This is a genomic window from Reichenbachiella sp., from assembly GCF_033344935.1.
GTDB lineage: Bacteria > Bacteroidota > Bacteroidia > Cytophagales > Cyclobacteriaceae > Reichenbachiella.
Genome location: NZ_JAWPMM010000001.1, coordinates 900,033 through 916,009, shown reverse-complemented (window position 1 = coordinate 916,009; position 15,977 = coordinate 900,033). Strand labels below are relative to the sequence as shown.

18 protein-coding genes are annotated in these 15,977 nt (G+C 39.2%); 7 read left to right on the top strand and 11 right to left on the bottom strand.

Features of this window, described 5'->3' with window-relative positions; translation table 11 throughout:
* The first annotated feature begins 35 nt into the window (after nt 1–35).
* Nucleotides 36–347 (top strand): hypothetical protein, encoded by a 312-nt coding sequence (locus R8N23_RS03915; protein ID WP_318170258.1) that lies wholly within the window; start codon nt 36–38, stop codon nt 345–347.
* Here the strand turns inward: R8N23_RS03915 and R8N23_RS03910 are convergent.
* The 3 genes from R8N23_RS03910 to R8N23_RS03900 all read right to left on the bottom strand — a co-directional run bounded on the left by R8N23_RS03910 (nt 336) and on the right by R8N23_RS03900 (nt 4,162).
* Nucleotides 336–1,094 (bottom strand): DUF5995 family protein, encoded by a 759-nt coding sequence (locus R8N23_RS03910; RefSeq protein ID WP_318170257.1) that lies wholly within the window; start codon nt 1,092–1,094, stop codon nt 336–338. The genes R8N23_RS03915 and R8N23_RS03910 overlap by 12 nt on opposite strands.
* A gap of 90 nt (nt 1,095–1,184) precedes the next feature.
* Complete coding sequence (locus tag R8N23_RS03905; RefSeq protein WP_318170256.1) at nt 1,185–3,827, bottom strand: ABC transporter permease; 2,643 nt, start codon at nt 3,825–3,827, stop codon at nt 1,185–1,187.
* The gene (locus R8N23_RS03900; protein ID WP_318170255.1) at nt 3,824–4,162 is read right to left on the bottom strand and encodes a PadR family transcriptional regulator; all 339 of its coding nucleotides are present in this window, start codon (nt 4,160–4,162) and stop codon (nt 3,824–3,826) included. The genes R8N23_RS03905 and R8N23_RS03900 overlap by 4 nt, the downstream gene beginning before the upstream one ends.
* A gap of 141 nt (nt 4,163–4,303) precedes the next feature.
* On the opposite strand from R8N23_RS03900, the gene R8N23_RS03895 reads away from it, so the two are divergent.
* On the top strand, nt 4,304–5,713 hold the full coding sequence (locus R8N23_RS03895; RefSeq protein ID WP_318170254.1) for an ATP-binding protein: 1,410 nt from the start codon (nt 4,304–4,306) through the stop codon (nt 5,711–5,713).
* Between the two features lie 7 nt (nt 5,714–5,720).
* Here the strand turns inward: R8N23_RS03895 and R8N23_RS03890 are convergent, their stop codons facing one another.
* The 6 genes from R8N23_RS03890 to nadC form a co-directional block, all read right to left on the bottom strand.
* Nucleotides 5,721–6,323: a LysE family translocator gene (locus R8N23_RS03890; RefSeq protein ID WP_318170253.1), complete on the bottom strand. Its 603-nt coding sequence runs from the start codon at nt 6,321–6,323 to the stop codon at nt 5,721–5,723.
* Nucleotides 6,323–7,426, bottom strand: a complete 1,104-nt coding sequence (locus R8N23_RS03885; RefSeq protein ID WP_318170252.1) for a hypothetical protein — start codon at nt 7,424–7,426, stop codon at nt 6,323–6,325. Before R8N23_RS03885 ends, R8N23_RS03890 begins: the two co-directional genes overlap by 1 nt.
* A 9-nt stretch (nt 7,427–7,435) precedes the next feature.
* Complete coding sequence (locus R8N23_RS03880) at nt 7,436–7,954, bottom strand: DinB family protein (protein WP_318170251.1); 519 nt, start codon at nt 7,952–7,954, stop codon at nt 7,436–7,438.
* A gap of 96 nt (nt 7,955–8,050) precedes the next feature.
* Nucleotides 8,051–8,533, bottom strand: coding sequence for a regulatory protein RecX (locus R8N23_RS03875; RefSeq protein ID WP_318170250.1), 483 nt, complete (start codon nt 8,531–8,533; stop codon nt 8,051–8,053).
* A 102-nt stretch (nt 8,534–8,635) separates the two neighbouring features.
* A complete protein-coding gene (locus tag R8N23_RS03870; protein ID WP_318170249.1) occupies nt 8,636–9,112 on the bottom strand; it encodes a YcxB family protein in 477 nt (158 codons plus the stop codon).
* A gap of 2 nt (nt 9,113–9,114) precedes the next feature.
* Complete coding sequence (nadC, locus tag R8N23_RS03865; RefSeq protein ID WP_318170248.1) at nt 9,115–9,975, bottom strand: carboxylating nicotinate-nucleotide diphosphorylase; 861 nt, start codon at nt 9,973–9,975, stop codon at nt 9,115–9,117.
* 136 nt (nt 9,976–10,111) lie between these two features.
* Between nadC and ade the strand changes: the two genes are divergently transcribed.
* Nucleotides 10,112–11,737 (top strand): adenine deaminase, encoded by a 1,626-nt coding sequence (ade, locus tag R8N23_RS03860; RefSeq protein WP_318170247.1) that lies wholly within the window; start codon nt 10,112–10,114, stop codon nt 11,735–11,737.
* Between the two features lie 15 nt (nt 11,738–11,752).
* The gene (locus tag R8N23_RS03855) at nt 11,753–12,355 is read left to right on the top strand and encodes a trimeric intracellular cation channel family protein (protein ID WP_318170246.1); all 603 of its coding nucleotides are present in this window, start codon (nt 11,753–11,755) and stop codon (nt 12,353–12,355) included.
* On the opposite strand, the gene R8N23_RS03850 is transcribed toward R8N23_RS03855, so the two are convergent.
* On the bottom strand, nt 12,348–12,857 hold the full coding sequence (locus R8N23_RS03850; protein WP_318170245.1) for a hypothetical protein: 510 nt from the start codon (nt 12,855–12,857) through the stop codon (nt 12,348–12,350). The genes R8N23_RS03855 and R8N23_RS03850 overlap by 8 nt on opposite strands.
* 66 nt (nt 12,858–12,923) lie before the next feature.
* Between R8N23_RS03850 and R8N23_RS03845 the strand changes: the two genes are divergently transcribed.
* The 3 genes from R8N23_RS03845 (at nt 12,924) to R8N23_RS03835 (ending at nt 15,161) form a co-directional block, all read left to right on the top strand.
* A complete protein-coding gene (locus R8N23_RS03845; protein WP_318170244.1) occupies nt 12,924–13,847 on the top strand; it encodes an AraC family transcriptional regulator in 924 nt (307 codons plus the stop codon).
* 64 nt (nt 13,848–13,911) lie between these two features.
* Nucleotides 13,912–14,625, top strand: coding sequence for a hypothetical protein (locus R8N23_RS03840; protein WP_318170243.1), 714 nt, complete (start codon nt 13,912–13,914; stop codon nt 14,623–14,625).
* A gap of 101 nt (nt 14,626–14,726) precedes the next feature.
* A complete protein-coding gene (locus R8N23_RS03835) occupies nt 14,727–15,161 on the top strand; it encodes a DinB family protein (RefSeq protein WP_318170242.1) in 435 nt (144 codons plus the stop codon).
* On the opposite strand, the gene R8N23_RS03830 is transcribed toward R8N23_RS03835, so the two are convergent.
* Nucleotides 15,158–15,916, bottom strand: coding sequence for a LytTR family DNA-binding domain-containing protein (locus R8N23_RS03830; RefSeq protein WP_318170241.1), 759 nt, complete (start codon nt 15,914–15,916; stop codon nt 15,158–15,160). The genes R8N23_RS03835 and R8N23_RS03830 overlap by 4 nt on opposite strands.
* Nucleotides 15,917–15,977: the final 61 nt, after the last annotated feature.

Below are 15,977 nucleotides of genomic sequence, written 5' to 3'. Positions count from 1 at the left end.
TAATAATTTCGACTCTTTACTTATAACTTTTAAATATGATTATCTGGTCTGGTCGCGGTATTTTGACGCCGCTTATTTTAGTAGCTTCTATCATTTTATTTATCTCCATTTCGTCAGAAGAAATTGGCGTTTATACCTTCCCGTTGAGCATTCTATTAGCTGGAGTCTCCAATTGGTTTTTAGGTAAAAAGTGGAATAATGAACCTGGAAGAATTGTGGTTGACGAAGCCACTGGTGAGCGAATTGAACTAAAATCGAATCACACCCTGTTTTGGATCAAGATGGAATATTGGGGAGTCCTTTTCGGTATTATAGGACTTGGCCAGTTGCTCCGATTAATTTTTTAAATCTTCAATTTTCTTAGCAATTGATCCCCGTTCGCCCAATCGAATCCATCTAAAAATGATTGTGATCAAAAACCCAGGGCGAGTAACCAAACTAGCTTTTTGGGATACTTTTTGATCACGAGTAGCAATCATTTCTGGCTTCAATGATAGCGGCGTATCTGCTAGTTGTTTGGCAAACTTCCAAGCCCCATCTCTGGCGAGCTTCATACTAAAATCAACCAGATAATCGTCCACTTTCCTCAATGCTTTAACGATGATTCTAAAAGTAGGCCAGATCTCGGCTAAGTCTTGATCGACTTCATGAACCAGCGAGGAGAGAATTTCATTGATTTTGTCGAAGTCATCCTGTAGGTTATCAATATTTTCACCTTCTGAAATTTCAGCTGCGGCGATACCCAAGTCCAGATTGATATGCGCATTCATACCAATCAATAAATGCTGTAGTACAATGGGCCAATACTGTGAGGTAAGATCAAAAGCCACTTGCCAGGATTGGGTGAGGGGTTGATCATTCCAGTAAGCTTCATACGCTCGTATATATCGAGTAGCAAAAACCACATCGAGATGTTCCATTCTCGGACCATCATCAAAGTAGTTCTGGTCTATGCCTTCTTTTACTTTGATCGTGACTTTTCTGTAGAGCGCAGCAAAGTAGCCGGCACAATTTTCTTTGTCAATAGAATCTTGAATGATTTGATCCAAGGCCGTTATGACCTGATCTATGGTTTTTATTTCTGTGGTATGCATGAGGTTGGTTCTTAATTGTGAAATTAAGATAATAGAAAATTATTTATAGGTGAAGGCTTAAGTTCTCACCTATAATACCATTGATATTTTTCATTCATACCTCAAAGTCTCGCTTGGGTTTTTCACAGCTACTCTGATCGTTTGATAACCGACGGTGAACAAAGCGGAAGCGATCACTAAAAGAATCGCTACGCCCACAAACATCCAAGGAAAGTCCACGCGATAGGCGTAATTATCCAGCCAATTATCCATGGTGTAGTAAACCAATGGAATGCCCACTGCAGCAGATAATCCAATCAGCACTATAAACTCTTGATAGAATATCATAAGTATCTGGGGGATAGTAGCACCAAGCACTTTTCTAATGCCCACCTCCTTGGCCCGATTGATAGCCATAAATGCAGACAAGCCAAATAAACCCAATGAGGCCACAATCACAGCCAGAATAGAAAATGTAGCTATTACATTACCAAACTGCTGATCCTCTCGAAATAAAGTGTTAAACCGTTCATCCAAAAATGAATAAGACAACGGCGTTTGAGGGAAATAATTTTGATAAGTCGCCTCTAAATGAGCTAACCCTTCTTTATAACTTGATTCATTTAAACGTACTACCATGCCATTAGAATCATCCCAATAGAAACTAGCCGTAGGCTCCACTTCCCTCTTCAATGAGGTACGATTATAATCCTTTACAATTCCAATAAGCCTATATTTATGATCCTCATTTTCATCTGTTCCATATAGAATATATTCATTGAGTACAGTATTGTAATCTTTGATTCCCAATCGTTTTAAAAACGATTCATTTACAATTATGGTAGATGTATCTGTGGCAATTGTTGCGTCAAAATTTCGTCCAGCTAAAAGATGAATACCAACTGCATCAAAATACTTATCGTCACAGTATTGAACATAGGTAGTGCCTTTTACGGCATTTGTCTTTCCTAAAATTTGAACTTCTGATGTTGTAGAACTAATATCTGATAAATCTCCTCCAGGAATAGAATTGGAAGAACCTACATTTATTATTGCATGATGACTCAGGAGACTGGATACGAATTGTTTCATTTTCTCCATCATTTTATTCTCATTTTCTGATGTGAATCTTGGTTTATTAAACCCCACAACATAATCGATATCGACACCTTTATCTGCAGATCTCATATACTCAACTTGTTGATATATGATAAAAGTACCTGTCAATAACACAAGAGAAACAGTAAACTGGACAATAACCAACCCTTTTCTTAGCAACGTACCTTTGGTAGAATTTCTGAATTTACCCTTAAGCACTGTAACAGCACGAAAATTAGATAAAACAAATGCCGGGTACAATCCAGAAACAAGAGCCCCAACTATTGCAAATGAAAATAATTTAGTAAGAAACAATTTATTCAACCATACATCACCTATCACATCTTTACCTACCAGTTGATTAAAAGTTGGATATACCATTTGTGCAATCAGTATGGCAAACCCAGCTGCCAATAGATTTAATATCATAGACTCGAATAAGAACTGCGTAATTAACTGCAACTTGTGCGCACCAATTGCTTTTCTAACCCCCACTTCTCGAGCGCGGTCTATAGCTTTAGCAGTAGATAAATTAATGTAATTAACCCAAGCAATAATGATGATTAAAATAGAAATGATGTTAAGGAAAACCACTGTCTCAATACTTCCATGTACTTCTGGCTCATAAGTGAAATCCGAATGCAAATGAATGTCTTCCAGTGGTTGTACATTGAAAGCCAAAGTAGATTCCGATTCTTCATTTCCAGATAGTTCATACATTTTGGGCATTTTTTGAATCACCTCTGAAATATTTGCTTCACGCGCTAATTGCAAATAAGTATAGTAGTTAAATCCTCGCCAACCGTCTCTTTGTACTCTATCCTCCAAAGTGTTTAATGAAATCAATAGGTCAAATTTATAATGCGTGTTCTCAGGAGTGTCTTGGATCACACCAGTCACTTTAAAACCTTTGTCAAACCCACTCAAAATATGAAGCATTTGACCTACTGGATTCTCTTCGCCGAAGTAAGCTTTCGCTCGAGATTCTGTTAATACCACAGTATTTGGTTCCTTTAGGATCGTACTAGGATCTCCCCCAGCAATCACTTGATAATTAAAAATCTCCAGATAATTAGAGTCGACAGCAATCACCTTATGCTCAGTAACAGATCTGTCATTCTTTCTAATTATCAATTCGTTGAATTGAAAAGTAGCAGTTGAATTAATAAATTCTGGTACAGCCTGAACTAAGGCATTACCAGAAGGGGCAAATGACATGGCATCTCTTGTCCCAATAACTCCATCTAAAACCTGGTCGGTTGTCAGGCGATATACCCGATCAGAATCTGTAAAAAATTTGTCGTAGCTCTTCTCGAATTGGACGTATTGGTTGATCAATAAGAAAGCAGCCAAACCAATGGCCAATCCAGCGATGTTGATGACAGAAAATACTTTTTGCTTCACCAGATTCCGGAAGCTGATTTTGAAATAGTTTTTGAACATGCCTGTTGAGTTAAATAATGAGTTTTTGAAAAGGGGTCTGATCAAAGCAGGTCGGCACAACCGAAGCACTTCGATCAGATAAAAATATGGTGCAGATCGAGGTGACTCTTCCTTTTTGTCATGATAGAGTTCTTCCAAGTCTCCTTGTATATCAGGATAATAATCCGGGTGACAATACCACCGAAAAAGCCGATCTGCTATTTTTTTGATCATGAAAATTTGGCTTCGAGCACCATGTCTGGCAAGGCCTTCCATAGCTCTGCACGGACATCGCGATTGTACTCCAGGGCTCTTCGACCAAAGCTCGTCATTTTGAAGAATCGTTTGGGCTTACCTCCACGTTTTGCGTTGGTTTCGCCGGTTTCTGATTCCAGAAAGCCTTTCGATTCCATTCGGCGGAGTGCTGACTGCAAGGCACCTAGGCTCACCTTCCTCTCTAGCCGCTTTTCAATCTCATCTTTGATCGCTACACCATAAGCATTGTCAAACAATACTCCTACAGTCAGCAATACAATCTCTTCAAATTCACCTAATTGATACTTTTTCATAATCAATACCTAAATGTAGTATTGCAATTATAGGGAATTTTTATGAATACCTAAATGCAGTATTGACATATAAATTTTGGGACAACTATCCTTAAATATTATTTTCTTAATTTTGGGATGGTAATCCTTAAAATTGAAATTATGGGTTTTGACAAGAATATATTGGCGGGGAGAATAAAAGATGACAACACTTGGTGGAGTGATGGTAAAATTCCTTTTTACGATGAATTTAGTAAGCGAAGGTATTACAAAGGGTTTTATGAATTGGTTACTCAGACATTTCCTCATAGGGCAGTAGTCTTAATGGGCCCTCGTAGAATTGGTAAGACGGTGATCATGTATCAGGCTATACAAGACTTAATTGACTCGGGTATCAACCCGAAAAACATCTTTTATTTTAGTTTGGATACACCAATTTACACCAATGTTCCTCTTGAAGAATTAATCCATGATGGCCTTTTAGTCAATAAAGTCAGACTTGAAGAGTCCTATTTTTTCTTTGACGAAATTCAATATTTAAAGGATTGGGAGGTTCATCTAAAATCATTAGTTGATAAGAATAGGAAGACAAAGTTTGTTGCTAGTGGTAGCGCAGCTGCAGCGTTAAGAATGAAGTCAATAGAAAGTGGAGCTGGAAGGTTTACCGATTATTTTTTGCCGCCGCTTACTTTTTCAGAGTATGTTGATCTAAATGGATATAATGGACTTTTAGAAGAAAATGAAGTAGATTTTGGAGGACCAAGGAGGTTCTATAAATGTAGAGATATTGATAAGTTTAATGACCATTTTGTTGATTATATAAACTTTGGAGGCTTTCCTGAAATAGCTCTTAATTCTGAAAAAGTCAAAAATCCGGAAAGAGTGATTCAGAAGGACATTACTGATAAGGTAATAATGAAAGATTTGCCTGGGTTATTTGGAATTGAAAACACATTGGAACTACAACAGTTTTTCAATGTGCTCTCCTATAGAACCGGAGAAATTTTAGATTATAAAAAAGTATCGCAGGAAACAAAGACTGACAACAAGACTATAAAAAAGTATATCAAATATCTAGAAGCTGCCTTCTTAATCAAAGTATTGCACAGGGTGGATATTTCGGCTAAAAGGTTTAAAAATATTACACAGTTTAAAGTTTACCTGACAAACCCTAGTTTGTACACTGGACTGTTTGGGCGAATTCGAGATACTGATGATCGATTTCCTCATTTGGTAGAAACAGCAGTCTATGCTCAATATCTACATAGAGAGCATGAATTTTTAAGGTATGCCAATTGGAAAAGTGGGAAAGATGCAGGTGAAGTAGATCTGATACAAGTGAGCAACAACTTTCAAGATGTTCATTGGGCCGTAGAGATCAAATGGTCGGATAGCCCTCAGGCTGGAAAGTTGAAGCAGTTTATGTCGAAAAATAATCTAGATAAAGGTGTGATAACAAGTAAAACAAAATTTGAAGATTTTGAAGATTTGCTCATAGTTCCGAACAGTATTTACGCCTATGTTGTCAGTAAAAATGCCCTAAATAAATTAGACGAAGACCTATTGTTTTAGGTCGACTTCAGTTTGAAAAACTCCAAATTCCCATCCCAATGAATATGAGGCCCGGAACGCGATAGATCAGAAAGACATTACCCTGGATGACATTGAACTTGGTGCCCAAATTGATCACTGTAGCCAACAAACAAAATGTACCTACTGAAATGCCGGCCACATAAACCCAAAAGTTCCGCCCGTTAATCTCTACCCAACCCATACTTTGTAAGTAACCCGTCACCATCAACCAAAAGGGGATGGCCAGTGGATTAGTCAGGCTCAGTAACACCCCTTTTTTGAATGCGTTTCGTTTTTCACTTTTAGTTTCTACTTTCGACTCTATTGGCTTCTTAAAGAGATTGAACAATCCAAGGAGGATCAATACCGATCCTGTGATAATTTGAAAATACTGTGCGATACTAGAGTTTTCGGTTAGGTAAATCTGAAACCGAACGGCAATGGCCGCATAGATATATTCTGTGAGTGCAGCAGCCGTCGCGAAGGAGAAAGCAGCTTTGATTCGGTTCTCTACTGCGTATTGCAGAGTAGTGATATTGATACTACCAGGTGGAATGGAACCAACAAAGCTGAAAAAAAAACCAGCAACAAAAAGTATGAAAGTGCTCATCAATTCTTTTGCTGATTGTATTTTTTGATTTTCTTGATTTCCTTCAAGCCTTGGCGAAAGCTGTAATAAGGAATTCCTTTTTTCTTGTTGAGCATGGAAATATCTGCCAAAACTTTTAAATGATGGATGATATCCTTGTAGGCTTGAATCAATGAAAATCCAGGCTGATAGATATGTGCAGGCTCGGCACCAGCACCATTCAGTTCCAGAATTTTGAAGTGGTTGCCTTGATATAGGTCTTCGACAGATCTGCATCTCAAGTCATATCTCCCAAAATAGAAGCCATCAATCTGACTACTTACTTTTTCAATGACTTTGATCAATCGTTCGTTGATCAGGTGATTGCCATTCAGGAAGGTGGTGCCGCGGCTGTGATTGCCGATTGAGTTGATTTCAACTTTTTCACCAAAAGCTGGTATTCGCTCTAACAACTCTGGTTTTTTAATTCTAAAATCTTCAATATGCATTTTAGCACGAGCATCATCATACATCAGAGACTCTATATTTCTTTCACCATCCCCGGTTACACTTAGCATATCTTTCATTACGATAGAGCTCACCGTGCCATGATCGCAATTGGGATAGCGGTAATAAAAAATCCCCAATTCTACCTCATACGGTACATATTCCTGCACGAGAAAATCAACCTGCACACGATTAAGATAGGCTGCCAATTCTTTTTCTGTTTTGATTATTTCTACCATCCAGCCTCGTTCACCGATATCCGGCTTCACAATAAAAGGATAATCCAGCCCTTCCAGTTTCAGTCTTTCCAGGAAACTTTCCTGATCTACCGATGGATTCAATTTGTAAGTTTTGGGAATGAATTGACCAGGAATCAGGTTGAAAATTTTGTGTTTGGATTCACCCAACATCCCTCCAAACTCAATCGTTGGATTAGCCGCTGTAAAAAAGAAAAACGATCGGGTTTTCAGCGAAAGCCAAGCCCAATAAAACATGATCGGAAAGTAAAAGACAGAGAACGGCCAAAACTCCCAACGAAATATCTTTGCCCAGACCACACTGGTGCTCAGCTTTTCATAGAGCGTTTTTTCCTGTACCGGCTCCTGAATCTGATTTTCTGTTTCTACCGCGATGTTCATGTTAGATACTTAGGCGTTGGCTTGCTGGGACTGACGAAATTTGATGGTCGAACTAGCCACACCGAAATCTTTAGGTAATTCAAGCTCAGGCTTGACTTCCCTTAGCCCAATTTTCATCAGCGCCATGTGATGGACTGCATGTTCAATATTATAGATCAGCTCACGGTAGAGATTGCTTTCTACCTCATATATTTTGTCTGAACCAACGTCATAGCCTTGTTGCAATAGCTTTAGCGGTTGATTTTTTTTGATCTCATCCAAAGTTTCTTTTAGCTTGGCTATGATGGTCAACGCTTCTAGTGTATTGCTTTCCAAAAATACATCTCTTTCCCTCTCGTCATAATTCACAACACCTGAGGTCAGCCCTGTGGTAAGGCAGATGAAAAACTCCAAGGTGTGACGCATGTGCTGTCCGATGGAGTTGTCGTGAAGAACAGCTAGAGTCTTGCTGTATTCATCATTGGTCAGGTTTTCCAGCAGGTGGGTTAGCTGGTCTAAAATCCTTTGCGATGCTGGTATGATATCCATTGAGCTATGACTTGAGTTTTAGGTTTGTCAATATAATAAATAGTCCACATTTGTGGCGTTCAGTTCTTGACTTAACTTCTTTTTAAATTCAAAAGTTCAAACCACCAATCGTTTGACGACTTCCCAAACCAAATCAGACTCAAAGCCACGATACATGGCATAAGTGGCCACTTTATTTCTCTTCTTGAATAGGTCGGCTTCACTCACAGCATTCACCTTTTTCTCAACTAACTCTTCCAGGGCTTGAATGTAATCCTCTTCGTCTATTTCCTCTAACCCTTTTTTGATACAGTAAGGAGATAATTTATGCGGAGCTAAGCCTATAAGGATTTTCTTTCGTCCCCACTTTTTCACTCTAAACTTCCCGCCAATGTACGCTTTAGCGAAACGCTCTTCATTGATAAAATTATCCATGATGAGATCTGTCAATACATCCTCGACTTCATCTGGGTAAAGCCCCAAATCGTACAATTTATTGCGAACTTCCTTCTGCGAACGTTCTTGGTATGCACAGAAGTTAGCAGCCTTGAGTTTGGCTTCTTTTGGGGTGTGGCGTTTTGGTTTTTTGGGTTCTTGCACGAGTTTGTGAAATTAGAGATTTCTCCTTTCACCAGAAATGACAAACAACAAAAAAAGCCATCCCGATAAATCAAGATGGCTTAAAATTCTCCTCATCAGCTACTACTCCTTGATGTATCCTTTTCTTTTCAGAATAGTCTCTACGAATTTGATCTCGTTGTTAGAGTTGAAAATTCTGTGGGGTAAATGCACATGCTGCGCTTTGTTGATCGTTAATAGGAAGTGATCTTTTCCAGCTACGGCTCTCTTGATATTGTCCCACTTCATAGGCATACCTTGCTTGCTATTTAGTTTGATCAAAATCTGCTGACTATTGATTTCATAACTCAACTTCTCAAACATAAACTTGCCTTGCTCTAACTGTGAGATTCCAGCAAACTGGATCAACCAAAACAAAAGGTATAACGACAGAGCGATACTGGCTCCCGTAATCCACCAATGATTAGGAATCCAAAAATATCCAGCACAAATCGCCAAATAAATTAAAATCACCCACCATTGATCTTTAATCAAATTGCCAAATGCCAACTTCACATACGTCCCTGTGGTCATTTGATATTTCTTAGTCTTTACGTTCATTATTATTTTATTGCTTTCAAACTAATATCTAAACTGGCATAAGAGTGCGTCAGTGCGCCTATAGAAATATAGTCCACACCGGTCTCTGCCATTTCTTTTATGTTTTTCTCTGTGATCCCTCCTGATGCCTCAGTCTTACACTTTCCACCAATTAGTTGGATCGCTTCTCTCATGGTGGAAGGCAACATATTATCTAGCATGATCACATCGATACCACCTACTTCTATAGCGTCGCGTACTTCATCTAGATTTCTCGTCTCTACTTCTATTTTCAAATCCTTGTCGTTGTCAACTAGGTATTTTTTTGTTCGCTGAACTGCCGCTTTGATACCTCCTGCATAATCCACATGATTATCTTTGAGCATAATCATGTCGTACAGACCGAATCGGTGGTTTTCTCCTCCTCCTATCTTGACTGCCCACTTTTCACATATACGAAAATTAGGTCCCGTTTTCCTGGTGTCTAATAGTTGTGCATGTGTATGCTTGATCATGTCAGCCAATTCGCGAGTATAGGTGGCAATTCCACTCATTCGCTGCAGACAATTGAGCACCAATCTTTCAGTAGACAAAATGGATCGGGCTTTACCCTTTACAGTCAATCCAACTTCGCCTTCTGAAACTACATCTCCATCCTGTTTGAGCTTGGTAACCTCCAACTCCGGATCAAATCTCTTGAAGATCCATTCGGCCAACTGCAAGCCTGCAATTACACCATCGCTTTTGATGAGCAATCTGGCTTCTTGCTGTAAGTCCTCAGGAATCGCTGCCAGCGTACTATGATCCCCATCCCCTATATCCTCTTTGAGGGCGGAGTCAATAAACTTAAATATGGCCTTTTTGGTCAGATACTTAATCTTCATTATTGAAATTAGAGTTTTCGGCTGCTGCGAGGCGCAAAAATATACAACTGAGGTTTATTGATTCAATGGTTTAAGGATTTATTGCTCCAATGAATCAATTCTGATTAACTTCATTCATAAAATAATAGAAAGCAATATGAGCCAAGTATCAGGTCAACTGATTGATATTCCTAACCGCCAGATTTATCCTGCCACTGTACACTTCGAAAAAGGCATTATTCAAAAAATTGAAAAAAAAGAAGAAGCACCAGATCAATACCTCCTGCCTGGTTTTGTAGATGCACATGTACATGTGGAAAGTTCTATGTTGGTGCCGTCTGAGTTTGGCCGATTGGCAGTCGTGCATGGCACAGTGGGTACCATATCAGATCCACACGAAATTGGCAATGTGCTCGGGGTTGAAGGTGTGGAATATATGATTGAGAATGGAAAGCAGATCAACTTCAAATTCCACTTTGGTGCGCCATCCTGTGTACCAGCTACAACTTTTGAAACGGCGGGAGCTGAAATCAATATAGAAGATGTAGAATACCTCCTAAAAAAACCCGAAATCAATTACTTGGCCGAAATGATGAATTGGCCGGGCGTCTTATTTAATGATGAAACCGTATTGGCTAAAATCGAAAAGGCCAAAAGCTTGGGAAAACCGGTAGACGGACATGCCCCTGGACTAAAAGGCGAACAAGCCAAAAACTATGCGACTGCTGGTATCAGTACCGATCATGAATGCTTTACCATCGAAGAAGCACAAGACAAATTGGATTGTGGAATGAAAATTCTAATTCGTGAAGGCAGCGCAGCCAAAAACTTCGAGGCACTCATTCCGCTATTGGATAAAAACTATGAACGAATTATGTTTTGCTCGGATGACAAACATCCTGACAACTTAGTGGAAGGGCACATTAACCTGTTGGTTAAAAGAGCTTTGGCCAAAGGCAATGATTTATACAAAGTATTGCAAGCGGCCTGCATCAACCCGGTGGAGCATTACAACATGAATATTGGATTGCTGAAAGAAAACGACCCAGCCGATTTCATCGTTATTGACAACACTGATGATTTCAATATTTTACAGACTTGGATCAACGGAGAATTAGTAGCTGAAAACGGTGACTCTCATATCCCCAAAGTCGAGAATAAAATCATCAACAACTTTGATTGTCAACCAAAAACTGCCGAGCAATTCAAAATAGATATTAAAGGGAACAAAGTGCAAGTCATGGAGGCCCTGGATGGTCAGCTCATCACAAATTTGCTTTTTTTCGACAGTTCCTTGATCAACAACCCAAACCAAACAAATACGGAAGAGGACATTTTGAAAGTCACAGTCGTCAACCGCTACAAGGAAGCATCTCCGGCCGTTGGCTATATCAAAAATATTGGACTGAAGAAAGGAGCCATTGCCTCCTCTGTCGGCCACGATTCACATAACATCATTGCTGTCGGTGTGGATGATGAATCGATCGCCCAAGCAGTCAACCTTATCATCAAAGCCAAGGGAGGCGTATCGGCAGTAGGTAATGGACAAGAGCAGTTACTCGAATTGCCTGTAGCCGGCATCATGTCTGAAAAAGATGGCTATGAAGTGGCTGAGGCTTATAGCAAAATCGATGCTTTTTCCAAAACCCTAGATTCACCACTGAACTCACCTTTTATGACCCTGTCCTTTATGGCACTCTTAGTCATCCCAAAAGCTAAGATGAGTGACCTTGGCTTTTTTGATGGAGAGACCTTCAAGTTTATCGATGTTTTTGTGGACTAAGTATAACTTCGCCATATGGATCTGATATACACACTCAATATTATTGGTACTTTCGTATTTGCGATATCTGGCGCTATTACGGCCTCTGAGAAAAAAATGGATGCCTTTGGGTCGGCAGTTATTGCGCTTATTACGGCTTTGGGTGGAGGAACCTTGCGCGATATTTTGATCGGTAGCCAACCCGTAGGATGGCTCCTAGATCCTAACTATTTATACACCGTGTTGGCCGCCTTGTTCTTCAGCTACTTTTTCAAGAAATGGATTGTGAAACTTACTCGCACCATGTTTTTGTTTGATACCATAGGCATTGGACTCTTTGCTGTGCTGGGCATGCAAAAAACGCTGTCTTATGGACTTTCTCCAGCGATTGCCATCATGATGGGCGCGGTATCTGCGGTTTTTGGAGGTGTGCTCAGAGATGTTCTTTCCAATAGAGTGCCTCTGATTTTCAGAAAAGAAATCTATGCCACAGCCTGTCTAGCAGGCGCTGCACTTTATTATGGTCTGACTTTTACAACGCTTCCGGACAGCTGGTCTTTATGGATTGCGATTGTAGTAGTCATGGCTATTAGAATTCTTGCAGTAAAAAGAGGTTGGGGACTACCAGGTATTAAGTAAGAAAGAAAGCCATATAGATTATTCTTATTCCCAAAAGGATATATACCATCCATATCCACCTAGTAAAAGCAGCAATCAGCAAAACAGCTATGGTGATTAGTCGTGCATAAAAATTCAAATCAAAAGTAAAATCATAGACAAAGTGAGAAGTCACAAAAATGGCCAACAAAATCATGAGCAACTTAAACTTCTTATGAAAATAGTCTCTGGTATCTAAATTTTTCTTGTTTTCCGGCGTATACACATGGGTAGCCAATAAAAAGATGAGCGGTGAAAATAGATGCGCCAAGAAGATGTAGTAGGAATGAAAGGTATTGTCTAAGAAAGAAAAAAACCGGTAAAAATTATTGAAGGCCACTTCTAGCATCATTATACCTGTAATGATGAAGGCAATTGAAGGCTTTTTTTCTTCAAAAAAGCTTCTCCATGGGGAAACCAACTCGGCAATGGCTATACCATAAATCAACAGTGGCAAAATGGCAAAATATTCCTGTGGTTCCATAAATTGTTTTTGAAATTCCGATCTTTTTGGAAAATTAACGTAAAAGATGCTAATATCTTAGCGCTCATGCTTCTCAAAGAATTTCCAGATATCCATTGGCTTAAAAGAGCCATCCAACAAAACTTCTCTGAGAGGCGATCTTGGGACAACAAACCTCTTCCCAACTTCGGCTGGCCGACAGCCATTTTGAATGTAAAAACCAACCAGACAGAACGGACGGATATCAAAGGCCCTTTTTCGTTGTTTCTAAATATATCCGGAACCAGTGAGGTGACTTGCGACCATAAAACTGTCCAGCTCAATACTGACTCCTATTTATTTAGCAATCAAGGTCAGCACTATGATCTGGTAATTGATAACAAAAGATCAACTGAAACCTTCAATATTCATTTTGGTGAAAAGCTTTATCAAAACACCATACATGCGCTGACGAAATCTAATGATCAGCTCTTGGATGATATTTCCTCCCCCTCACCGGAATGGAATAAAACCATCAGGTCCAATTTCAGAGATTGTAATTTCAATGTGCTCATCAAGCAAGTACAAAACACCTACGGAAATGAAGAGAAGGAAAGTAGTCTTTTTGATCTGCTAAGCTATGTTTTGGTAGGAAACGAAAAGCATCTACGGCAAATTAATAACCTATCAAGCGTAAGGTCCTCCACCAAAGCAGAATTGATAAAGCGAATCTATTTATCTGTGGATTTTATTCATGCCTATTACTATAGATCGATCACTTTGGACCAACTGGCTGATGTGGCCATGCTTTCTAAATTTCACTTTTTGCGAGTTTTCAAATCCCTTTTCAAGGTTTCTCCGCATCAGTACATCAAACACATTCGACTACAAAAGGCTATCGAATTAATAAAACAAAATCAATTACCTCTTAATCTAGTTGCTCTTCGAGTTGGTATTGAAAACGTAAGCTCACTCAGTAGAATGATGTTGCAACTCACCGGCAGGCGGCCCTCGTCATTCATGAGTAATTAGCAATTTTGGTCATCTTGGATATCAGACTTAGTTTCTAGTTTTGATTATCACAAAACAAGAAGTCATGAATTATTATCTCCTTGCTCAAATATTCTTTGTTGTTCTCTCTGCGGTCTGCCTACTAGTGATTTACAGAGGATTGAAGATTGGCCTTAGAAATTTTGACGAAGCCGAGCGTAAACGAATACTCAAGAAATACTGGTTAATACTTACCATTTGGATAGTACTAATTTCAATCGCTTCTCTGTCAGGCTTCACCTCAGATTTTGATAGCCTACCTCCCAGGCCAGCTTTATTCATCGTTGTTCCGGCAATTGCACTGATTTTTATATTGAGCGCCAAGCAAACCAAGCAAATCCTACAATCTATCCCTCCTCAATATTTGATTAACATCCAAATGTTTAGGGTACCTGTAGAAATTCTTTTGTGGCTGTTGTTACTTTCTGGCGTCACTCCCGTTCAGATGACTTTTGAAGGCCAAAATTTTGATATTCTGGTTGGACTTACTGCGCCACTTGCTGCCTACTTCGCCATTTCTAAAGGTAGATTCAATAGAAAATTCGCTATTGCCTGGAATGTATTTGGACTTTTGCTGCTCGCCAATATTTTGATCATTGCCATATTGTCCATGCCCACACCGTTACGAATGTTTATGAATGAACCAGCTAATACTGAAGTGGGGAAATTTCCGGTCATCTTCTTGCCCGCGATATTAGTTCCAATTGCCTACTATTTCCACGCATTTTCTCTGAAACAATTGCTTATGAGTCCAAAGTAAACTTGCAATATATTGTTAGATAGTATTCGATCCTTTCATGGATGGAATACTATTTTAACGCAGGGTTGGGTCATCTTTGGAAAAACATAAACCAAATAATCATGACCGAAACATTAGCAAATCAACTTACTCAAATCATAGAGAATTCATTACAAGAATTCGAATCCATAGCTGACGAACTTTGGAACAAAAAACCCGCTCCTGAAAAATGGAGTAAAAAAGAGGTATTGGGACATCTAGCCGATTCTGCTATGAACAATATCCACCGATTTGTCCGAATCAAACAAGGGGATCAAACAAACATTTGGTACGATCAGAATTTTTGGGTGAAAGCCAGCGATTACGAGCATCAAGATTTGGAATCAGTCAAAATGCTTTGGAAATCACTAAACCTTCAAATCGCCCGCGTTTGGAAAAATCTAGGTGATACTGATTTGCAAAAAACCATTCCTGTGAAGAATGAAACGCCTACATTACAATTTTTAATGGAGGATTATATTGATCATTTGAATCATCATTTGAATCAGATAATCTAAGACTGGCTCAGAATCTCTTTCACGCTTTGTTTGTAAGTCCGACTGATCGGTAATTTTTCATCAGCAATCTGAACATGCTCGGCGCTAAAAGTTGTGATCTCATTTCTATTGACCAGAAATGACCTATGAATTCTAACAAAATCTTCGGGTAGCTCCTTTTCAATCTGACTGATTTTTGCCTTGGTGATGATAGGAGAATCCTTTTCTTTAGTATGAATCTTGACATAGTCGGAAAGACTCTCAACATATAAAATTTGAGAATGAGAGACTTTTCGGTTTTGTCGATCGACCCGAACCAATAGAGCACCTTGCTCTGTTTTCTTTTGTTCGCCTTCCAGTTCTTCGATCTTCGATCTAGAGCTTTGAAATTTCTTATATAACAAAAAGAACCCCTGCGCAAAAACGATAGCATACAAAGTCACACTCAGGTTGGACACATCCAAAATGGACGGATGCATGGCTTGCACCTGATAATTAGCCAAATAGATAAAAGCCAGAAAAATCATGATGATCTCCATATGCACGGAGATAATAAAAAGGTATATAAAATAGAGAATGAACTTCCCTTTCCTCCCTTTCATCAGATAGTTGGGGACCAGAAAGAAATTGAAAAAGTAGGCAGACCCTATGACTACTGGAAAAAGGATAGTGACAAAGTAAATGGAGTACAAATAGCTCTCAAACGAATTACCGTACAAGAGAATGAGTACCACATATACAAACAACCAAAATACGCTTTGACTCTTTATTGTCATTGGTTTTTTCTTTCAATATTCGCTAAATAACTTCACAGTTGCTGCATTTGTCGACGACTGA